This window comes from Actinoplanes sp. CA-142083 (genome assembly GCF_050942195.1).
In the GTDB taxonomy this organism is placed as follows: domain Bacteria; phylum Actinomycetota; class Actinomycetes; order Mycobacteriales; family Micromonosporaceae; genus Actinoplanes.
Window position 1 is genome coordinate 8,374,376 of record NZ_CP192076.1, and the last position, 18,524, is coordinate 8,392,899.

Here is an 18,524-nt window from a genome sequence, read left to right on the forward strand (position 1 = left end):
GGGTCCTTTCGTCGCCCGGGGTGACACGAAAGGAATGTAATGCCCGGTCGGCGGACCGCCGTCAGAGTTTCGAGCCGGCCGGAGGGGCATCACGTCCTGGCGGAGTAGCCGTTCCAGTGCGGAGTCGACAGGACGACTTGGCTGCTGGCAATGTCGCGGCGCTTCGGAGCGGGCGCACGAAGGACCGACGCTGATGGCACACTCCCGAAGTGGTCCGTCCTCGCCGCAGGCTCGCTGCCGGTCTGGTGATCGGCGCAGTCGCGACGATCGCTGTCAGCGTGGTGTCCGCCGCCGACGCCGGCTATCGCATCGACGACGGCGCCCTGAACCTGCCCGGCCGGCATCAAGGCCACATCTACCTGCAGATACTCGGCAATCCGCTGGAGCTGGGCCTCGCGGCCGGGTTGGCGATGCTGGTGGCCGCCGGCTACTACGGCGTCGTCCGGCGCCGTGCGCGGATCTGGGCGGCGGTCGCCGCCGGCGCATGCGCCCTGCTCCTTCTGCTCGTCTTCGGCGCCGATCTCATGTTGCGGTACATGCTCGGCGAGTCGGGCGGATCGACAGTGGCCAGCTCGGCGCAGTACAAGGTTGTCAAGTACGAGGAGTCCCCCGGCACGGCGATACTTCATGTCCGCAGCCGGAACGGGCTTCTCAGCTACCAAGGCGCCGCCCCCGTCGCCTGCCTCATCTGGGGCGACTCGGACGTGGAGGGTTGGCAGTTCGAACACGCCAGCCTCAGCGGCAACACCGTGAAGGTAGTGGCGAAGGACGGCACGACTTGGGAGGTCCGGTTCGACCCGCAAACGCTCCGCCCGGCCAACCCGGCCGGCCGGTGCGCACCCCTATCCGACCCCGCGGGCGCGGACTAGCTCGATCGTGCCCTCAGGTGGCCGAGCGACAGACCAGCTCGGGACAGCAGCAGCGACGCCGCGAGCAGGGCTGTGGCGGTCAGCGTGATGCTGGCGCCGGCGGCGATGTTCCAGCGGGTCGAGATGTAGAGGCCGCCTACGCCGCTGGTGGCGCCCAGGGCGACGGCCATGGCAGTGAGCACGCTCAAGCGGTTTGACCACGGGCGGGCCGCGGCGGCGGGGGCGACGATCAGGGCCAGGGCGAGGATGGTGCCTACGGCCGGGACGATGGTTACGACGACCAGCTCGATGGTCAGCAGGAGCACGATGTCCCAGGCGCCGGTCGCGAAGCCGGCCGCCTGCGCACCCGTACGATCGAAGGCCGTGAATTTCAAGGGGCGATTGCCGGCCAGCAGAACCGCGGCGACGACGGCCAGGACGATGGTGGTGATCGCCAGATCCTGGGAGCTCACGGTCAGGATCGAGCCCACCAGGAAAGCCGACAGGTCGCGGCTGAAGCCGTTCTGGGTGGCCACCAGGGCGGCGCCCAGCGCGAAACCCGCCGAGAGCAGGACGCCGGTGGCCGAGGCTGCGTTCTGGCCGCGACGGCGGGAGAGGGCGGCCACGCCGAGGGCGATGATGCTGCCGGCGACAACGCCGCCCAGGAGGATGTCGACGCCGATGATCGAGGCGGCTACTACGCCGGGGAAAGTGGCGTGGGTCAGGGCCATCGTGAAGAACGACAAGCGGCGCAGCACCACCTGGACGCCGATCAGGCCGGCCAGGGCGCCGGCCAGCAGGACCTCGATGGTCGCGCGGTGCAGCGCGTCATCCCACCAGCTCATTGGTGCACCCTTGTTCCACTCGAGCTGATGTTGGTTCGAGTGCACCGGTGACCCTCGGGCCATCGCCCTGCTCGCTCGACCTTCGAGGTCCAGCATGAGTTCTGCGAGGCCCGACGGCCCGGGACACCCCGATCGGCCACAGGGCTATGCGTCTGCGAACGCCGCTCAATGAGCAACCGGCTGCGGTGTCCCGGAACCGCCAGGTGCTTCCCCACTGGTAGCGCAGCGGAGAGGCAACAATGAGTGTGCAGGACACCCCCGGCGTGAGGCGAGCGGTCACGGCCGGTATCGACTGGGCGAAGGACAACCACGCCGTCTGCATCATCGACAGTGACGGCGAGCCGATCGAACGATTCACCGTGGCTCACAGCAAGGCCGGCCTGGCCCGGCTCAACGCGGTCCTGGACCGCCATGGTGTGGACGCGATCGGTATCGAACGCGGTGACGGACCCGTGGTCGACGCGTTGCTCGCTGCCGGCCGCACCGTCTTCGTGGTCCCGCCGTCGCAGGTCAAGGCCTTGCGGCAGCGTTACGGCTCGGCCGGTAACAAGGACGACCGGTTCGACGCCTACGTCCTGGCCGACACCGTGCGCACCGACCAGCGCCGGTTGACACCACTGCTGCTCGACAGCCCGGCCACGACCACGCTGCGCAAACTGGTCCGGACACGCAAAGACCTCGTCGCCCACCGCGTCGCCGTCACCAACCAGCTGCGCGCCCATCTGCAGACCGCGCTGCCCGCGGTCATCGACCTGTTCCGCGACCTCGACTCCGCGATCAGCCTGCAGTTCGTGACCCGCTTCGACACCCAGGACGCCCTCGACTGGCTCTCGCCGAAACGCCTGACCGCCTGGCTGAGCAGCGTCGGCTACCGCGGACGCGTCGATCCCGCCGTGCTGCACCAGCGCATCACCGCCGCGCCGGCCGGCGTCGCCGGTGAGCACGGCCGCGCCCTGGCCGGCATCACCCACGCCTACCTCAGCACGCTGCACACGATCACTACTCAGATCGAGGCCCTGGCGCAGCAGATCAGCGAAGCCCTCGCCCTGCACCCCGACCGGCGAATCTTCACCAGCCTGCCCCGCTCGGGCACGGTCCGCGCCGCCCGGCTGCTCGCCGAGATCGGTGACGCCCGCGGCAGATTCCCCACCGCGGCCTCGCTGGCCTGCCTCGCCGGAGTCGCACCCTCCACCCGGCAATCCGGCAAAGCCCGCGTCGTCGCGTTCCGCTGGGCTGTCGACAAACAACTGCGCGACGCCGTCTGCGACTTCGCCGGCGACAGCCGCCGCGCCAACCCCTGGGCCGCCGACCTCTACAACCGCGCCCGCAACCGCGGCCACGACCATCCCCACGCCGTCCGCATCCTGGCCAAAGCCTGGCTCGACATCATCTGGAAATGCTGGACCACCAACACCACCTACGACCCCGACCAGCACCGAGCCCTCCAACGCCTCCTCAACCAAGACCAAACCGCGACGGGTTGACACAGGGCTACTCATGCGGGGAGCCTCCTTCGGCCGGGACGGACGGCGAGGCAGCGGGACGCGACGGTCTGCGCCGGCGGCGTGCCGCACCGACGGGCAACAGCAGCAGGTAGGCGAGCACGAGGGCGAGGACCACGGCGGACGCCGAGGTCAAAGCGAAGCCGTAGGTCACCGACGCGGTCCAGCTGGCCTGCAGGCCGGCGTACGCGGCGAGCAGGATCAGGCCGGTGCCGAAGGCGGCCATCGTGAGCAAGCGGGCGGTGATCATGCGGGCGGCCGCGGCGGGCACGATCAGCAGCGCCACCACCAGGATCGTGCCGACCGCGCGGACGGCGGCCACGACCACCAGCGCGACGATCACGTTGAGCCACAGGTCGAGCCACGCGATCCGGTAGCCGGCGGCGGCCGCGCCGGCCGGGTCGAAGGCCCGGAAGACCAGCGCGCGGGCGCCGATCAGCAGCAGGCCGAGGATGACCACGGCGAGCACCGCGGTCTCGGCCAGCTGGCGCGGGGTCACGGTCAGGATGCGGCCGAAGAGGAAGGCCGTCAGGTCCGATGTGTACGATGCGCGGCGCGACACCAGGGCCACGCCGATCGAGAACATGGCGGTGAGCACGACCGCGGTGGAGGCGTCGTCGGACAGTGCGCCCCACCGGGTCAGCAGGGTGAGCACCACGGCCGTCACAACCGCGGCGACCAGCGCGCCGGCGAAGATGCCCTCGACCCCGCCGGTCAGGAAGCCGATGACCACGCCGGGGAAGACCGTGTGGGTGAGCGCGTCCGAGACGAAGGACAGGCGGCGGGCGAAGACGAGGACGCTGACCGGGCCGCAGATCAGGGCGAGCAGGGCGAGCTCGGCGAAGGCGCGGGCCATGAAGGTCATGACTCGACCAGGACGTTCTCGATCACGCGGCCGCCGTAGGCCGCGCGCAGGTTGGCCACGGTAAGGGCCTCGCCGGGCGGCCCGAAGGCCCATTGGCGGCCGTTGAGCAGGCAGACGAGGTCGGCCAGTTCACGGGCGAGCGTGAGGTCGTGCGTGCTGAGCACGACGGCCGCGGGCATCGCTTTCAGGACGTCGAGGATGGTCTCCTGGCTGACCATGTCGACGCCGTTGAAGGGCTCGTCGAGCAGCAGCAGCCGCGGCTCGGCGACGATCGCCCGGGCCAGCAGCACCCGCTGGCGCTGTCCGCCGGAGAGCGTGCCGAACTGCTTGCCGGCCCGGTCGGCGAGGCCGACCCGGTCGAGGGCTTCCCGCACGGCGCGACGGTCGGCCGCCCGGGTGGGCCGCCACCAGCCGATCCGGCGGTAGCGGCCCATCATCACCACCTGGGCGGCACTGACCGGGAAGTCGGCGTCGAGGGCGCCGGTCTGCGGCACGTACCCGGTCAGCGATCTGGCCTGGGCGGGCGGAAGCCCGAACACGGTCGCCTCGCCGCCGAGCACCGGCACGAGGCCCAGCGCCGACTTGATCAGCGTGGACTTGCCCGCGCCGTTGGGGCCGACCAGGGCGAGCCGCTTCCCGGCGGCCAGATCGAGGTCGACGTGGGTGAGCACCGGCGTGCCCCGGTATCCAGCACTCACCCCCGCGTACCGCAATGCCGACGCCACCTCAGCCGCCCAACGCCGCGACGATCACCCGGGTGTTGTGCTCCTCGGCGCCGAGGTACGTGCCCTGCGGCGTGCCGAGCTCACCCAGGCTGTCGCCGTACAGGGCGTCCTCTCCCCCGATGACCTTGACGCCGGCCTGCTTGGCGATGGCCTCGGCGGTCTTGGGCGGCAGCGAGCTCTCGGTGAAGATGGCCTTGGCGCCGGTCGACTTGATCTTCGCGACCAGGTCGGTAAGCTGCTTGGCGGAGAGCTCGGCCGAGGTGTCCATGCTGGGGATGACCGAGCCGACGAACTCCAGCTTGTAGCGGTCGACGTAGTACCCGAAGGCGTCGTGGTTGGTGACGAGCTTGCGCTGGCCGGCGGGCAGCTTGGCGAAGGCGGCCTCGTTATCCGCGTCCAATTTGTCCAATTTATCGGAATAAATCCTGGCGGCGGCGGAGTAGTCAGCGGCGTGCGCCGGGTCAGCAGCGGCGAGCCCCTTCGCGATGTTCGCCACCATGATCTTGGCGTTCTGCGGGTTGTGCCAGATGTGCGGATCGTCGGGACGCAGGGACACGCCCTGGCTGGAGTCGACGACGCTGCCCTGGAAGCCCGCCGACTGGATGGTCTGGTCGAGCCAGGACTCGAGGCCGACGCCGTTCTTGACGACCAGCTTGGCCTGGCCGATCGCCTGGATGTCGGCGGGCGTCGGCTCGTACTCGTGCGGGTCGACGCCGGGCTTGATGATCTGCGTGACGGTCACGTCGGAGCCCGCGACGTTGCGGACGAAGTCGGCGACCTCGGGGGTGGTGGCCACGACGGCGAGGGCGTCACCGGCAGACGACGCCGAGCCCGAGCCGCATCCGGCGAGGAACGCCAGGGCAAGAAGAGCAGGGAGGATCCGTTTCACGATGCGAAACGGTAATCGTTTTCATTTTCTATTGTCTAATGGCAATACGACGCTCAAGCGAGCAGCGCCATCTCCGTCTTCGTCGGCTGCTGGGCGGCCGGAGCGATGCCGTACGCCCGCAGTGCCGCCGTGACCCGCTTCGCCACCGCCACGGCCTCGTCGACCGCGCACCTGGTGGACAGCTCCAGCAGGTCGGAGCCGTCCGGGAAGCGCCAGCGCTCGGCGGTCAGCCCGCGGTCGAGCCCGCGCAGCCTCACGTTGTTGCAGCGCACGTCGATCGGCCCGTACACGACGAGGTCGTCGGGGCCGGCGCCCTCCGGCGAGTACTTCGCGAGCAGCTTGCGCTGCCGGGCCGACAGCAGCCGGGTCAGGGGACGGCCGGCCGCGACCGCCCGGGACACGTCGTGGCGGCCCAGCCGCTCCTTGAGCGCGCCTGAGCAGACCGCGTGCCCGGGCAGCGCGTCGATCTCCATCTGGAACCGGTCGGTCTGGCGCAGCCAGCCCGGCACCCGGCCCGGCACGACCGGCCGCAGCTTGACCACGGCGTCGTCGCGCCGGCGGGGGCGGTCACGGAACCGGACGATCACGCCGTGGCGGTAGAGGTCCAGGCCGGGGGTGTCGAGGAAGTACACCCGGCGGGCCGGCCCACGGTCCAGGTCGACGCCCAGCGACCGGCCGTCGCGCCGGGGCACGACCACCTTGAGCTCCACCTCGTCGGCCTGGCCGGCCAGGGTCTCCAACGGAGCCGGCTGCCAGAATCCCATCCTCGTCACGGTCTACGTCCCGTCCTCTCTTGCGCCTCGACAACGGTACGTTGCGTTCGAGACGCCGGGCCGTATACCCCCGTACATATTCCGTTAACCTTCCGACATCGGCGGCCCGACCTCGAAGGACGCGGTGCTGCCACCTACAGTGACGTCGAATACAGCGGCGTCGAGGACCCAGTCCCGCACGGCCGCGTTCCAGTACCGGCGGTGCTCGGGCCCGATCGGGAACTCCACCACCAGCGTCGAACGGGCCGGCACCACCACGCGCCGGAAGCCCTTCAGCTCCCGTACGGGCCGGGACGCCGTGCCGTGCCGCTGGTGCAGATAGAGCTGGACGACCTCGGCCGCCGCCCGGTCGGCGTCGTTGGTGACCTCGACCGACACCGAGACGGTGCCCTCGCGGCCGACCACCGGACGGTCGACCGTCAGCTCGCCGTAGCCGAACTTGCCGTAGCTGAGCCCGTGCCCGAACGGGAACAGCGGGGTGCTCTCCTCGTCCCAGTAGCGGCGCGCCTGGTTGTCCGGCTCGTGCGAGATGGTGTGCGAGGAGATCATCGGGATCTGGCCGACCGTGCGGGGCCAGGTGAACGGCAGCTTCCCGCTCGGCGAGACCTCCCCGAAGAGCAGGTCGGCCACCGCGGCGCCGCCCTGGGTGCCCGGGTACCAGATGTCCAGGATCGCCGGGACGTTCGCAGCGGCCCAGCGCAGGTCGAGCGGCCGCCCGTTCATCACCAGCGCCACGGTCGGCGTGCCGGTGGCGACCACGGCCTGCAGCAGCTCGAGTTGCCGGCCGGGCAGCTCCAGCGACGACCGCGAGGCGGCCTCGCCGATCATGTTCTGCCACTCGCCGACCACCACCACGGCGACGTCGGCCGCGGCAGCGGTCGCGATCGCGCGGGCGAACTCGGCCTCCGCGTCGAAGCCGGGCGGGTCGGCCGGCGCGTTCCCGCCGAACATGTCGAACATCGAGGGGAACGTGCGCTGCCCGACCGGGATGCCGGGTGCGTAGTCGACCCGGCCCTCGAAGGAGGCACGGATGCCGTCGAGCACCGTCACGGTCTCGTCCAGGTCGAAGTCGAAGACCCACGGCCCGAGCGTGTCGCGCTTCGAGTCGGCGAGCGGCCCGAGCACCGCGATCGAGCTGAGCGATCCGGCGTCGAGCGGCAGCAGGTCACGCTCGTTGCGCAGCAGCACCGCCGATCGCCGGGCGGCCTCCCGCGCGGCTTCGCGGTGGGCCGGGTCGGCGAGCACCGCACGGGCGCGTTCCTCGTCGACGTACGGGTCGTCGAACAGTCCCAGCCGCACCTTGGCCTCGAGAACCTTGCGCACCCGGGCGTCGATCACCTCCGGCGCGGCCTGCGACTCAGGCAACCGCGCATAGGCCGGGTCGGCGATCGCCATCTCCATGTCGACGCCCGCGGTCAGCGCACGCTCTCCCGCCTCGGTCAGATCACGAGCAAAACCATGCACCACCAGATTCCGTACGGCGTTCGCGTCGCTCACCACGAAGCCGTCGAAACCCCAGGCGTCCCGCAGCACCTCGGTGAACAGCCAGTGGCTCGCCGTCGCGGGGATCCCGTTGAGGTCCATGTACGCGGTCATCACGTTGCCGGCGCCCGCCTCGATCGCGGCCCGGAACGGCGGGAAGTAGACGTTCCACAGCTCGTGATCGGAGAGGTTGACCTCGTCGTAGTCCCGCCCGCCGAGCGCCGCGCCGTACCCGCCGAAGTGCTTGGGCCCCGCGATGATGTGCTGCTGGAACCCCCGCACCTGGGCCGCGGCGACCACCGCCCCGAGGTACGGATCCTCGCCGGCGCCCTCCACGATCCGCCCCCACCGCGGGTCACGGGCGATGTCCACCATCGGCGCGAACGCCCAGTGGATCCCCACGGCCCGCGCCTCTCGCGCCGCGACCGCCTGCCCACGCTCGATGATCTCCGGATCCCACGAGGCCGCCATCGCGATCGGCACCGGGAAGATCGTGCGCAGCCCGTGGATCACATCGAACCCGAAGAGCAGCGGAATCCCGTGCGGATTCCCCGCCAGCGCGAGCCGCTGCAGCCGGTTGATCTCCGCCGGATCCGTCACGAACAGCAGCGATCCCGCTTCGCCGCGCCCGAGCGCCGCCTCGACCGCCCGCGGCTGCTCCGCCACATCCAGCCCCAGGGCGGGCTCCGCCTCGGCCCCCGCCGGCAGCCGGAAGTAGAAGTACTGAGTCAGCTGCCCCGCCTTCTCAGCCGGCGACATCCGCGCCAGTAGTTCGTCGACGTTCGTCATGGTTCCCACGCCCCTGGTCGTCGTCACTTAAACGTGTAAGCCAGGATAGCGCAGGACGGGACCTTCGACCCGTGCCCGCGCCCGATGGCGGAGCTAGTTTCGGCACATGGAGAACGGGGCGGCGGTGGCCGTGGCGCTGGTTTTCGTGTGGCTGGGCATGGTGCTGGGCATCTCGTTCCTCGAGGCGCCGCTCAAGTTCCGGGCCCCGGGCGTCACGCTGCCGATCGGACTGGGGATCGGACGCCTCGTCTTTCGCGCGCTCAACGCCGTCGAGGTGGTGCTGGCGGCCGGCATCGCCGTCGCGCTGCTCGCGGGCGGCGCCCGCGGGTGGGTGGCCTTCCTGGTCGCGGTGGTCGCGCTGGCCGTCCAGCTTCTTGCCGTACGGCCGGCGCTGACCCGCCGATCGCACGCCATCCTCGAGGGGCTGGACGCGCCGCGGTCGCGCGGCCATCACGCGTACGTCGCGCTGGAAATCGTCAAGGTGGTCGCGCTGATCGTGACCGGGGTGGTGCTTCTCTAAAGCGTCGGCAAAGCGGTCGCGATCGGCCATGCGACCAGCAGCGAGCCGGCCGCGGCGATCAGCCATCGCGGTGCCTCGAAACGGTGCAGCACCGCGCTCCACAGCGCCTGCCACCACAGCAGCACGGCCAGCAGTGGCACGACGAGCAGGACGAAACTCGAGGTCAGGCCGGCGACAGCCCCGGCGGTCAGGGCAACGACCGTGACGGCCGAAACCGCGAGGACCCCGAAGCTGTTGCCAAGAGCGAGGCGCTCCCCGCCGTACGCGAGAATGGCGAAGCCCGCCCAGACCGCGACCAACAAGAACCAGCGCAAGCCACCCGGAATCGCGTAGGTGAGGCCCAGCTGCAGCGGGATCGCGACAGCGATCGCCGCATAGACGATAAGGACCGGCGCGGCGAAAGCGACGCGAAAAGATTCCGGTTTCCGCAACGTGTACGCGATGACGACCGCGCCCGTGACCGAGGTGAGCCCGACGACGTAACCGCCGAGCGAAAGTGGGAGACGCGCGCTCGGCAGGAATGGCGCGACCAACGCGCCCAGAATCGCGGCGACCCCGGCGACCCTGACCACCCGGCCGATCAGTTGCCCGTCGAATCGCGGCCATTTCCCGCCCGGACGGCCGAACAACAGCCGAGCCACCGGAATCACCCCGGCCGCGAGCGCCGCCATCAGAAGCACCGCGCCGAGAACGCGCCGGGCCGGATTCGGCAGGGGGCCGGGTTGCGGCGGTCCGCCGAACGCGTCGTCGAGCCAGCCGGCCGTTTCCCGATGGGTGCGCGGCGCGAACAGGATCGAGATGTGCTCCACCCCGGGCACCGTCGAAACCGCGTGATGCGGTCCGCTGTGCTCGCCGGCCACCTCGGCCGCCGTGTGGAAGCTCGGAAACTCCAGCCCGCCCACCAGCAGCAACAGGTTGTCGGCCGGGCGGTCGGCGCCACTGGGCAGCGAGATCGCCACCGTGGCGGCGACCTCCGGATGCGCCGCCGCGTACCGCGTGACCGCGGCCGCGCCCATCGAGTGCCCCACCAGCGCGACGCGGGCCGGGTCGACGTCGGGCAGCGACCGCAGGTGGGCCAGCGCGGTGTCGAGGTTCCGCTGCAGCGCCACGGTGTCGGCCGCGTCGTCGCGGGGCAGCGTGCGCCGGCTGGCGCCGTGCCCGTCGAAGTCCAGCAGCACCACCACGTACCCGTGCGCCGCGAGCGTGTCCCCGAACGGCGCCATCAGCCGCGCCGAGCCGGCGAAGCCGTGCGCCACCACGACCCCGGGCCGCCGCTCCCCCGGCGCCACCGGCGGATGCACCTCGTCCATCGGCACCCCGCCGGCCACGACGTGCTCCGTGCGAGCGTCTCCCCCGGCCCCGAGCGTCAGCCACAGCCCCGCGGCCGAGGCGACGAGCAGAACGGCGACCATCGATACGCGGCGGGCGAAGTGCATGCGCGGAAGTTACCGCGCTCACTCAAGCCCTGGTTTGCCCGGCCCTGGCGCGGGAAACTGCGGCGTGGTGGTGAATCGCTGGCACGCCATGAGCGTGGCCCTGGTCGCGGGCTTCATGACCCTTCTCGACGTCAGCATCGTCAACGTCGCGCTGCCGTCCATCCGGTCCGAACTGCATCTCAGCGCGGGCGAGCTGCAATGGGTGCTGTCGGGGTACGCGCTGACCTTCGGGCTCATGCTCGTGCCGGCCGGGCGCTTCGGCGACGCCCGCGGACGGCGCAACGTCTTCATCTTCGGGCTGGCGTTGTTCACGCTGGCCAGCGCGGCCGCCGGGATGGCGACCGGCGCGCTCTGGCTGGTCGTCGCCCGGCTCGTGCAGGGCGCGGCGGCCGGCGTGGTGAACCCGCAGGTCTCGGGGCTGATCCAGCAGCTGTTCGAGCCGGCCGAGCGGGGGCGTCCGTTCGGGTTGCTCGGCGCGACCATCGGGATCTCCACGGCGATCGGGCCGCTGCTCGGCGGGCTGCTGATCCAGGTCTTCGGCACGGCCGAGGGGTGGCGCTGGATCTTCTACATCAACGTGCCGATCGGGCTGGTGGCGATCGTGCTGGGCTACCGGTGGATCCCGGGCCGGCCGAAGGAACGGCGCGAGCAGGAGAGCCTCGACCCGGTCGGCGTCCTGCTGCTCGGCGTCGGCGTGGTGCTGCTGCTCCTGCCGCTGGTGCAGGAACGGGAGTGGCAGGGCTCGGCCAAGTGGCTGCTCGCGGTCGCGGGAGCGCTGGTGCTGGCCGGTTTCGTGTGGTGGGAGCGCAGTTACGGGCGGCGGGCGACCTCGCTGATCGACCTGTCGCTGTTCCGGGTCCGGTCGTACGCCCTCGGCGCGCTGGTGGGGATGCTCTACTTCGGCGGGTTCACGTCGATCTTCTTCACCTACACGCTGCTGCTGCAGAGCGGGCTGCACTACACCGCGCTCGAGGCCGGCCTGGCGATCACCCCGTTCGCGCTGGGGTCGGCGGTCACGTCGGCGATCGGCGGGCGCCTGGTCAACCGGTACGGCCGGCCACTGGTCGCCATCGGCCTGGTGATGGTCGCGGTGGGGCTGGCCTGCGTGGTGCTGGCGCTGCATTTCGTGCCGGGGCACCACGCGGGGTGGGCCACCGCCCTGCCGTTGCTGGTCGCGGGCCTGGGCAGCGGCTTCGTGATCGCGCCCAACCAGGCGCTGACGCTCGCCGAGGTGCCGGTGCGCCGGGCCGGCAGCGCGGGCGCGGTGCTGCAGACCGGCCAGCGGATCGGCACGGCCATCGGGATCGCCGCGGTCGGCTCGATGTTCTTCAACCGGCTCGCGTTCCACCACGGCAGCTGGGATCTGGCGTTCCGCGACTCGCTGTGGGTGACGATCGGGTTCGTGCTGATCGCCCTCGGCGCCGCGGCCGCCGACGTGCTCGCCACCCGTCGCGAAGATCCAGACATTTCCATTCCTCGCCACGCCCACTAGCATCGAGCCCTCTCCAAGGATCGAGGGGGCTCCTTTGCAGAAGAGGGCATTCATCGTGCTCGCGCCGCTGGTCGCGGCCGGGTTGGTCATCGCGGGCGGCACCGCCGCACAGGCCGCGCCCGAGGGCCTGAAGCAGGTGCAGACCCGCCAGTCGCTGCTCGGTCAGCACACCTGGTACCAACAGACCTATCGGGGAATCCCGGTCTTCGGCGGCTACTACGCGAAGCACACGAACACCAACGGTTCGGTCACCGTGGACGACGGCCGCAAGGCGGTCACCGGCCTGGCCGACACGGTCGCCGAGCTTCCGGCGCAGCGCGCCAAGTCCGGTGTGGCCGGCCGGCTCGGCGGTCAGCCGGGCAGCGCCGAGCTCGTCATCATGCCGGGCTCGCCGGCCAAGCTGGCCTGGATGACGCTGACCCCGACCCGCACGGGCACGTTCCGGACGCTGGTCGACGCCGGCAGCGGCGCCGTGCTCCACGAGGAGAACACGGTTCAGCACTCCGACGGCAAGGGCCGGGTCTTCGACCCCAACCCCGTCGTCCGGCTGCAGGACGAGTCGCTGACCGACCAGGACGACGCCGACAGCGCCGTGCCGGCCCGCGCCTACCGCACGGTGCGGCTCACCCAGCTCAACCGCGGGGCGACCACGCTGCAGGGCGCGTACGCGAACAACATCAGCGAGAACCAGGTGACCTCGCCGCGGCGGGTCTTCACGTTCACCCGGTCGCAGGACGGGTTCGAGCAGGTGATGGCGTACTACAGCATCACTTCGGCCCAGGAGTACATCCACCGCCTCGGGTTCCGGCACGTCAACAACGAGCCGCAGGACTTCAGCACCACCGGGTACGAGGAGGACAACTCCTACTACGACGGCAGCGTGGACGCGATCACCTTCGGTACCGGCGGCGTGGACGACGCCGAGGACAACGAGGTGATCTGGCACGAGTACGGCCACGCCATCCAGGACGACCAGGTGCCGAACTTCGGCGTCTCCCCCGAGGCCGGCGCGATCGGCGAGGGCTTCGGCGACTACTGGGCCGTCACGATGTCGCAGGCGACGAGCCCGAACACGCGGACCACGCCGTGGGCGTGCGTGATGGACTGGGACGCCACGTCGTACACGGTCGACGAGCCGCACTGCCTGCGGCGGGTCGACGGGCCCAAGGTCTACCCGGGCGACCTCGACGGCGAGGTCCACGACGACGGCGAGATCTGGTCGCACGCGCTGTGGGACGTCAACCGGGCGCTCGGCCGCACGGCCGCGAACCGGGTGATCCTCGAGTCGCAGTTCTTCTTCAACCCCGAGATCACCATGCCGCAGGCGGCCGGCAAGACCGTGACAACCGCCTATTTCCTGTACGGCCCGAGGGCGGCAGCCAAGGTCCGCGCGGCCTTCCACGCCCGGGGCATCCTCTAGATCACGCCGGCCGCTCCGTCCAGGAGCGGCCGGCCCTAGGCGCGCTGTCCACGTAGCCCACGAATCATACGAAATTGGAAATCGCTATGACTCGGGCGCCGTACCCCTTAAGAGTGCTGAATAAATCAGGTCTCGGTCATCCGCAGTTATGGTATGAAGCTCCATGAGGCGAATTAGCAACCCTCCGCCGTGCATCGGAATGTATATCATACGGCGCGGGATAGCCCCTTCACCCAGACGATCGGGGTCAGCACCGATAAGTCGCCGGGCATGCAGGTCCTCAAAATCTTCCCAAACGCTAAATACTGTCGAATCGTCGACCGTACGGTCACGGCCGGCGTTGATGCTAGCGCGCGGATATTTGGATTCGTCCTCGCTGGCAAGCGCGAGGAGCACATACTGAGCCCAACTCAACGACTCCGCCATTCGGATGCACCAGTTCGCTGTCGTCCTGTCCATGCTTGCATCAAAGGCAAAACTCGCAACGAGATTGCCCAGATATTCAAGCTTTCTGGACTCGTAGTTGCGCTGAGCCGTACCGAGCGTGCCCTCAACCAACTCCTCGAATGAGGACGGAGTTCCCGCTATGAAGTCGTCCTCCCTCGGCGACTCGCCGCCCGCGCATCTCTCCGCGGCCCGTTCAACGGCTCGCCGGACAACAGTCTCGGCATTCCATTGCTCACGTCGACTCAGCCAACCGCCAAGCACATTCTCAGTACCAACTGCAAACGCTGCCCCGGCGCTGGATTCAATGAAGTCGTTAGCGCCGGCTAGGCCGAAAAGGGACTCGGCAACCGTCCCCGTGGCGGCCGCAAAGAGCTTGACCGCCGGGAGGTGCACCTCCACCTCTTTGCCACTCCTCCGCGACATGTTCAGATGATACCGGTTTTGCGCGAGGGCTAAATGCGCACACCGTTACGAGCGACGTCTGCCAATGTGAGCACCACTGCGCGACCAACGAATCTTGTCTCAGCCGGACAACAGGCTCCCGGGATGTCGCCGACGCCCTCACGGCTGGTCGGTGCAATCGAAGTCATCCCGGCCATCTGTCCAGAACGGATGCCACACCAGCGCCAGGACGTGAACGACGAAGCTACTTGGGGGCCCGGGCAGGCCCTCTCTAAAACGGACCGGGTGGGAAGAGCTCCTGGCCGGCCCAAGGGTCGACCGGCTCCGGATAGGAGGATGACGGCGCCGTGGCTGGTGCCGACGCCGTGGCGGGTGCCGACGCCATGAAGGGTGCCGCCGGGATCGGCTTCGTCAGCAGCTCCGAGGCGGTCGCGCGTTCCTCGTGGAGCCGGGCCCGGGCGGATTCGAACACCGGCCCGGTCAGTCCGGCCAACGGCTCGTCCTGCCACAGGGCGAGCGCCTGCCGTATCTCGCCGGTTGCCAGCTCGAAATCGCCGGTCTGAAGCGCGGTGCGCGCGCGGGCCAGCGCGGCGCGGAAGAGGCCGGCGTCCACGTCGGTCTCGCCGGCGTGAAGCTGATATCCGCCCCGGCTCAGCGTGACCAACGACGGGTCGAGAGCCCGCCGCAGGGCGCCGACGCACCGCTGCACCACGTCGATCCCATTCTCCGGCGCGTCGCCGTCCCAGAGCGCGCCGATGATGCGGTCCACCGGCACGGGTTCGCCGGAGTGCAGCAGCAGGAGGGCGAGGACCGCTTGCTGCTTGATCGGACCTGGGTCCACCGGCTCGGCACCCCGGTAGGCGCGGACCGGTCCCAGGATTTCGAACCGCAGCCCGCCGGTCATCGCGGTATCTCCTTCGCGCAGGCGGTCCCGAGCGAACCCGAGAGTATCCTGGCCGGGCCCAACCTCCGGCGGCCCGCCCCAGCCGGGTCACTCTCCGGAGGCAAAGGAGGCCCATGGCTCTCCACGTGAGCAACGGCGACGCCACCGATCTGCCCGGCACCGGGCTGGCGTCCGAGGTGCTGTACTGGCGCGACTCGCTGCACGAGGGCCCGGTGCCGCCGGTGGGCGCCGAGGAGCTCCGCCGGGTCAGGGCCGCCTTCCTGGCCGGCGAGCGCGTGGACGACCGCGCGGAGGGCGACGACATGTTCGCCGAGCGAGACAGCATCCTGGCGGCCAACCGCGACGGCGATTACGTGCTGTGGTTCGAGGCGGACCTGTACGACCAGCTCCAGATCATTCAGATCCTCGCCCGGCTCGGCGAGCTCGGCGTGCCGGCCGGCCGCATCACCCTGATCTGCATCGGCGAGTACCCCGGCATCGCCCGCTTCGGCGGTCTCGGCGAGCTGACCGCCGCGCAACTGCGCGAGCTGCCGTCGACCAACGCGCCCGTCCGGCTGACGCCGGCCGCGATCGAGCTCGCCACCGCGGCGTGGGCCGCCTTCCGGGCGCCGGCGCCCGATGGCCTGGCCGCCGTCGCGGCCAGCCGCTCGGGCGAGCTGCGGTTCCTGGGCGAGGCCTTCGACCGACTCGGCCGGGAGTACCCGTCGACCCGCGACGGTCTGTCGCTGACCGAGCGGCGGATCCTGGCCGCGGTCGCGGGCGGCGCGACGGTGGCGGGCACGGCGTTCGTCCGCGCGGCCGACCGGGAAACGCGCCCCTATCTCGGCGACACCTGGGCCTTCGCGATGATGGACCGGATGGCGCACGCCCCGGACCCGCTCCTGCACGCGGAGTCGGCGAAGGTCGACCGCGAGACCAGCCTGCGCCTGACCGAGACGGGCGCGCGAGTGCTCGCCGGCACGGCCGACCACGTGACGCTCAACGGCATCGACCGGTGGATCGGCGGCGTGCACCTGCGCGGGCGTCACGTGCCCTGGCGCTGGAACGACGCGACTGAGACGATCACGCCGGCCTGAGCTCCACCAGCAGCGGGCGGTGGTCCGACGCGTACTCGATCTCGTCGCCCCGCAGGACCCGGACCTCGCGCACGCGCGCGGCCACCGACGGGGTGCCGAGGAAGTAGTCGAGGCGCATCGGGTCGAAGGGATCACCCACGCTGGTCGGCACGGTGAGCCCCGATCCGGTCCCGGCCACCTTCCACAGATCCACCAGCCCGGCCTGCTCGAAGGCGGCGATCGCCCGCGGATCCGACCTGCTTCCTACCGAGAACCGTCCGGTGGAAGGCGAGGGCTCGAACCCGCTGAGCGCGTTCATGTCGCCGGCGATGAGCACCTGGCCGCGGCGGGCGTAGCGGTGTGCGAGCCAGGTCGCCTCGCGGTAGCGACGTCGGGCCGAGTTCGCGTTGAGGTGTGTGCTGACCAGCGTCAGCGGCCCGACCGTCACGGCGGCCGCCGCGTGGTGCAGGCGCCAGGTCACCGATTCGCGCCGGCCCATGACCAGCGGCGGGCGCACCAGCACGGCCACCGCCTGGCCGAACACCGACGGCGCCAGGTGCGCCACCATGCCGAGCGAGTCAGCGAGCGTCGCGATGCGCCGCCGGTCGAAGCCGCGCAGCTCCTGCAGCGCGACCAGGTCGGGCGCTTCCCGCCGCAGCACCGTCACGACCTTGCCGAGCCGGCCGTTCCCGCCGCCGGTCAGGATGTTCCAGGTCAGCACGCGCACCGAGAGCCTCCGCGTTCGGACGGACGGTCCACCACAGCACCGACAGCCAGCACACCGTGAGCAGCAGGGCGCCCAGCACGTCGGTCGGGTGGTGCATGCCGCGGTACATCCGGGACACTGCCACACCGACCGGCATCACGACGACAGGTACCAGGAACAGCCAGCGCCACCAGCGCTCGATGCGACCCATGCAGATCAGGGCGATCGCCGTCCACAGGCACATGGTGGCGGCGATGTGCCCGGACGGGAACGACGACGTCGGCAGCGTCCCGTCCAGGTGCTCGGCCTCGGGGCGGGGGCGGCCCGTCGCGGCGGCGCTGAGCAGGAACAGGGTGAGCTCGCCGAACATGGCGAGCACGATGAACAGCACCGGCCGCCACTGCCGCCACACGGCCAGCGCGATCGGGCAGAAGATCAGCGAGATCGCGAGGATCGCGTGGGTGTCGCCGGCCTTGCTCCACAGCCAGCTCACCTGGTCGAGGGTCGGGTTGCGGAAGGTCTGCAGCCAGCGCGGGAACGCGTCGTCGAACGGCGGCGACCAGCGCGTCACCGCGTACCCGACGAGATAGAGCACGCCGAACGTGAACACCCAGCCGACCAGGATCTCGGCGCCCTTCGCCCACGGATGCGGCAGCAGGGCCTTCTCGTAGGGGGCGGGGGCGAGGTCAGGCGCGGCTTCCGGTTCGAGGCCCTCCGCCAGCGGCGTGGCGGGTTTCCCCGCTTCGCGGCGCCAGACCCGGAACGCGTACGCGGTGATGCTGATCCACGCCAAGCCAAGCAGCCACCCGGCGATCACGTCGGAGAGGAAGTGCACGCCGAGCGCGATGCGGCTCAGCCCGATCGCGAAGACCAGCAGCGCCGCCGCCCCGACCAGCCACCAGCGCCATTTGCCGTGCGCCAGCGACAGGAACACCAGCGTGAGCGCGCCGTAGACGATCGTCGAGCCGAGTGTGTGGCCGCTCGGGAAGCTGTTGCCCATCCCGTACGCGATGGGGTCGGCCACCACCGGCCGTACCCGGCCGACCAGGGCCTTCAACGACGGGTCGAGCAGCGCCGCGCCGAGGCCGGTGATCGCCAGGTAGATGGCGAGCCGGGTCCGCCGCCGGATCAGCAGCAGCACGCACACCAGCACGACCAGCGGGATCAGCCAGCCGCGCCCGCCGGCCGTCGAGATGCCCTTGAGCACGGCCACCGCCGCCGGATGCGGCGCGACCGCCGCGTTGAGCCGGTCGTCCAGATGCTGGTCGAGCCGCAGCATCGGCGCCCAGTTGTAGCGCACCAGCAGCAGCAACGTCCCGAACCCGAGCCCGGCGGCGACCACCGCGACCAGGCCGAGCACGCTCCGCTCGGCGAAATGCCAGCCCGCTCTCTTCTCGGGAACATTCTCGACAACGCTCACGCGC

17 protein-coding genes are annotated in these 18,524 nt (G+C 70.6%); 6 read left to right on the forward strand and 11 right to left on the reverse strand.

The window, feature by feature from the left end; translation table 11 throughout:
- Nucleotides 1–209 precede the first annotated feature (209 nt).
- The gene (locus tag ACQPZX_RS38315) at nucleotides 210–869 is read left to right on the forward strand and encodes a hypothetical protein (protein WP_433366736.1); all 660 of its coding nucleotides are present in this window, start codon (nucleotides 210–212) and stop codon (nucleotides 867–869) included.
- Here ACQPZX_RS38315 and ACQPZX_RS38320 read toward each other — a convergent pair.
- Nucleotides 866–1,693: a metal ABC transporter permease gene (locus ACQPZX_RS38320; RefSeq protein ID WP_433366739.1), complete on the reverse strand. Its 828-nt coding sequence runs from the start codon at nucleotides 1,691–1,693 to the stop codon at nucleotides 866–868. The genes ACQPZX_RS38315 and ACQPZX_RS38320 overlap by 4 nt on opposite strands.
- 239 nt (nucleotides 1,694–1,932) lie before the next feature.
- On the opposite strand from ACQPZX_RS38320, the gene ACQPZX_RS38325 reads away from it, so the two are divergent.
- Entirely contained in the window at nucleotides 1,933–3,177 is a 1,245-nt protein-coding gene (locus ACQPZX_RS38325) for an IS110 family transposase (protein ID WP_433366742.1), read from the forward strand.
- A gap of 7 nt (nucleotides 3,178–3,184) precedes the next feature.
- Here the strand turns inward: ACQPZX_RS38325 and ACQPZX_RS38330 are convergent, their stop codons facing one another.
- The 5 genes from ACQPZX_RS38330 to ACQPZX_RS38350 form a co-directional block, all read right to left on the reverse strand.
- Nucleotides 3,185–4,060, reverse strand: a complete 876-nt coding sequence (locus ACQPZX_RS38330) for a metal ABC transporter permease (RefSeq protein ID WP_433366745.1) — start codon at nucleotides 4,058–4,060, stop codon at nucleotides 3,185–3,187.
- On the reverse strand, nucleotides 4,057–4,758 hold the full coding sequence (locus ACQPZX_RS38335; protein ID WP_433366748.1) for a metal ABC transporter ATP-binding protein: 702 nt from the start codon (nucleotides 4,756–4,758) through the stop codon (nucleotides 4,057–4,059). The genes ACQPZX_RS38330 and ACQPZX_RS38335 overlap by 4 nt, the downstream gene beginning before the upstream one ends.
- A gap of 28 nt (nucleotides 4,759–4,786) precedes the next feature.
- Complete coding sequence (locus ACQPZX_RS38340; protein ID WP_433366751.1) at nucleotides 4,787–5,674, reverse strand: metal ABC transporter substrate-binding protein; 888 nt, start codon at nucleotides 5,672–5,674, stop codon at nucleotides 4,787–4,789.
- A gap of 53 nt (nucleotides 5,675–5,727) precedes the next feature.
- Complete coding sequence (locus ACQPZX_RS38345; protein WP_433366754.1) at nucleotides 5,728–6,438, reverse strand: hypothetical protein; 711 nt, start codon at nucleotides 6,436–6,438, stop codon at nucleotides 5,728–5,730.
- 93 nt (nucleotides 6,439–6,531) lie between these two features.
- Nucleotides 6,532–8,718 carry a glycoside hydrolase family 3 N-terminal domain-containing protein gene (locus ACQPZX_RS38350; protein ID WP_433366757.1) on the reverse strand — a complete coding sequence of 729 codons (2,187 nt, stop codon included), beginning with the start codon at nucleotides 8,716–8,718 and terminating at the stop codon, nucleotides 6,532–6,534.
- A 106-nt stretch (nucleotides 8,719–8,824) separates the two neighbouring features.
- On the opposite strand from ACQPZX_RS38350, the gene ACQPZX_RS38355 reads away from it, so the two are divergent.
- On the forward strand, nucleotides 8,825–9,238 hold the full coding sequence (locus ACQPZX_RS38355) for a hypothetical protein (protein WP_433366760.1): 414 nt from the start codon (nucleotides 8,825–8,827) through the stop codon (nucleotides 9,236–9,238).
- On the opposite strand, the gene ACQPZX_RS38360 is transcribed toward ACQPZX_RS38355, so the two are convergent.
- Entirely contained in the window at nucleotides 9,235–10,674 is a 1,440-nt protein-coding gene (locus ACQPZX_RS38360) for an alpha/beta hydrolase family protein (protein WP_433366763.1), read from the reverse strand. The two genes, ACQPZX_RS38355 and ACQPZX_RS38360, sit on opposite strands and share 4 nt — an antisense overlap.
- 88 nt (nucleotides 10,675–10,762) lie before the next feature.
- Between ACQPZX_RS38360 and ACQPZX_RS38365 the strand changes: the two genes are divergently transcribed.
- Together ACQPZX_RS38365 and ACQPZX_RS38370 are read left to right on the forward strand one after the other, a co-directional pair.
- On the forward strand, nucleotides 10,763–12,166 hold the full coding sequence (locus ACQPZX_RS38365) for an MFS transporter (protein WP_433385689.1): 1,404 nt from the start codon (nucleotides 10,763–10,765) through the stop codon (nucleotides 12,164–12,166).
- A gap of 34 nt (nucleotides 12,167–12,200) precedes the next feature.
- Nucleotides 12,201–13,586 carry a M36 family metallopeptidase gene (locus tag ACQPZX_RS38370; RefSeq protein ID WP_433366765.1) on the forward strand — a complete coding sequence of 462 codons (1,386 nt, stop codon included), beginning with the start codon at nucleotides 12,201–12,203 and terminating at the stop codon, nucleotides 13,584–13,586.
- A gap of 84 nt (nucleotides 13,587–13,670) precedes the next feature.
- Here ACQPZX_RS38370 and ACQPZX_RS38375 read toward each other — a convergent pair whose 3' ends face one another.
- Entirely contained in the window at nucleotides 13,671–14,456 is a 786-nt protein-coding gene (locus ACQPZX_RS38375; RefSeq protein ID WP_433366768.1) for a hypothetical protein, read from the reverse strand.
- Nucleotides 14,457–14,706: 250 nt separating this feature from the next.
- Nucleotides 14,707–15,339 (reverse strand): AfsR/SARP family transcriptional regulator, encoded by a 633-nt coding sequence (locus ACQPZX_RS38380; protein WP_433366770.1) that lies wholly within the window; start codon nucleotides 15,337–15,339, stop codon nucleotides 14,707–14,709.
- Between the two features lie 113 nt (nucleotides 15,340–15,452).
- On the opposite strand from ACQPZX_RS38380, the gene ACQPZX_RS38385 reads away from it, so the two are divergent.
- Nucleotides 15,453–16,415 (forward strand): hypothetical protein, encoded by a 963-nt coding sequence (locus ACQPZX_RS38385; RefSeq protein WP_433366773.1) that lies wholly within the window; start codon nucleotides 15,453–15,455, stop codon nucleotides 16,413–16,415.
- Here the strand turns inward: ACQPZX_RS38385 and ACQPZX_RS38390 are convergent.
- Nucleotides 16,402–17,055, reverse strand: a complete 654-nt coding sequence (locus tag ACQPZX_RS38390; RefSeq protein ID WP_433366775.1) for an endonuclease/exonuclease/phosphatase family protein — start codon at nucleotides 17,053–17,055, stop codon at nucleotides 16,402–16,404. The genes ACQPZX_RS38385 and ACQPZX_RS38390 overlap by 14 nt on opposite strands.
- Nucleotides 16,973–18,520, reverse strand: a complete 1,548-nt coding sequence (locus ACQPZX_RS38395; protein ID WP_433366778.1) for a phosphatase PAP2 family protein — start codon at nucleotides 18,518–18,520, stop codon at nucleotides 16,973–16,975. The genes ACQPZX_RS38390 and ACQPZX_RS38395 overlap by 83 nt, the downstream gene beginning before the upstream one ends.
- Nucleotides 18,521–18,524 lie beyond the last annotated feature (4 nt).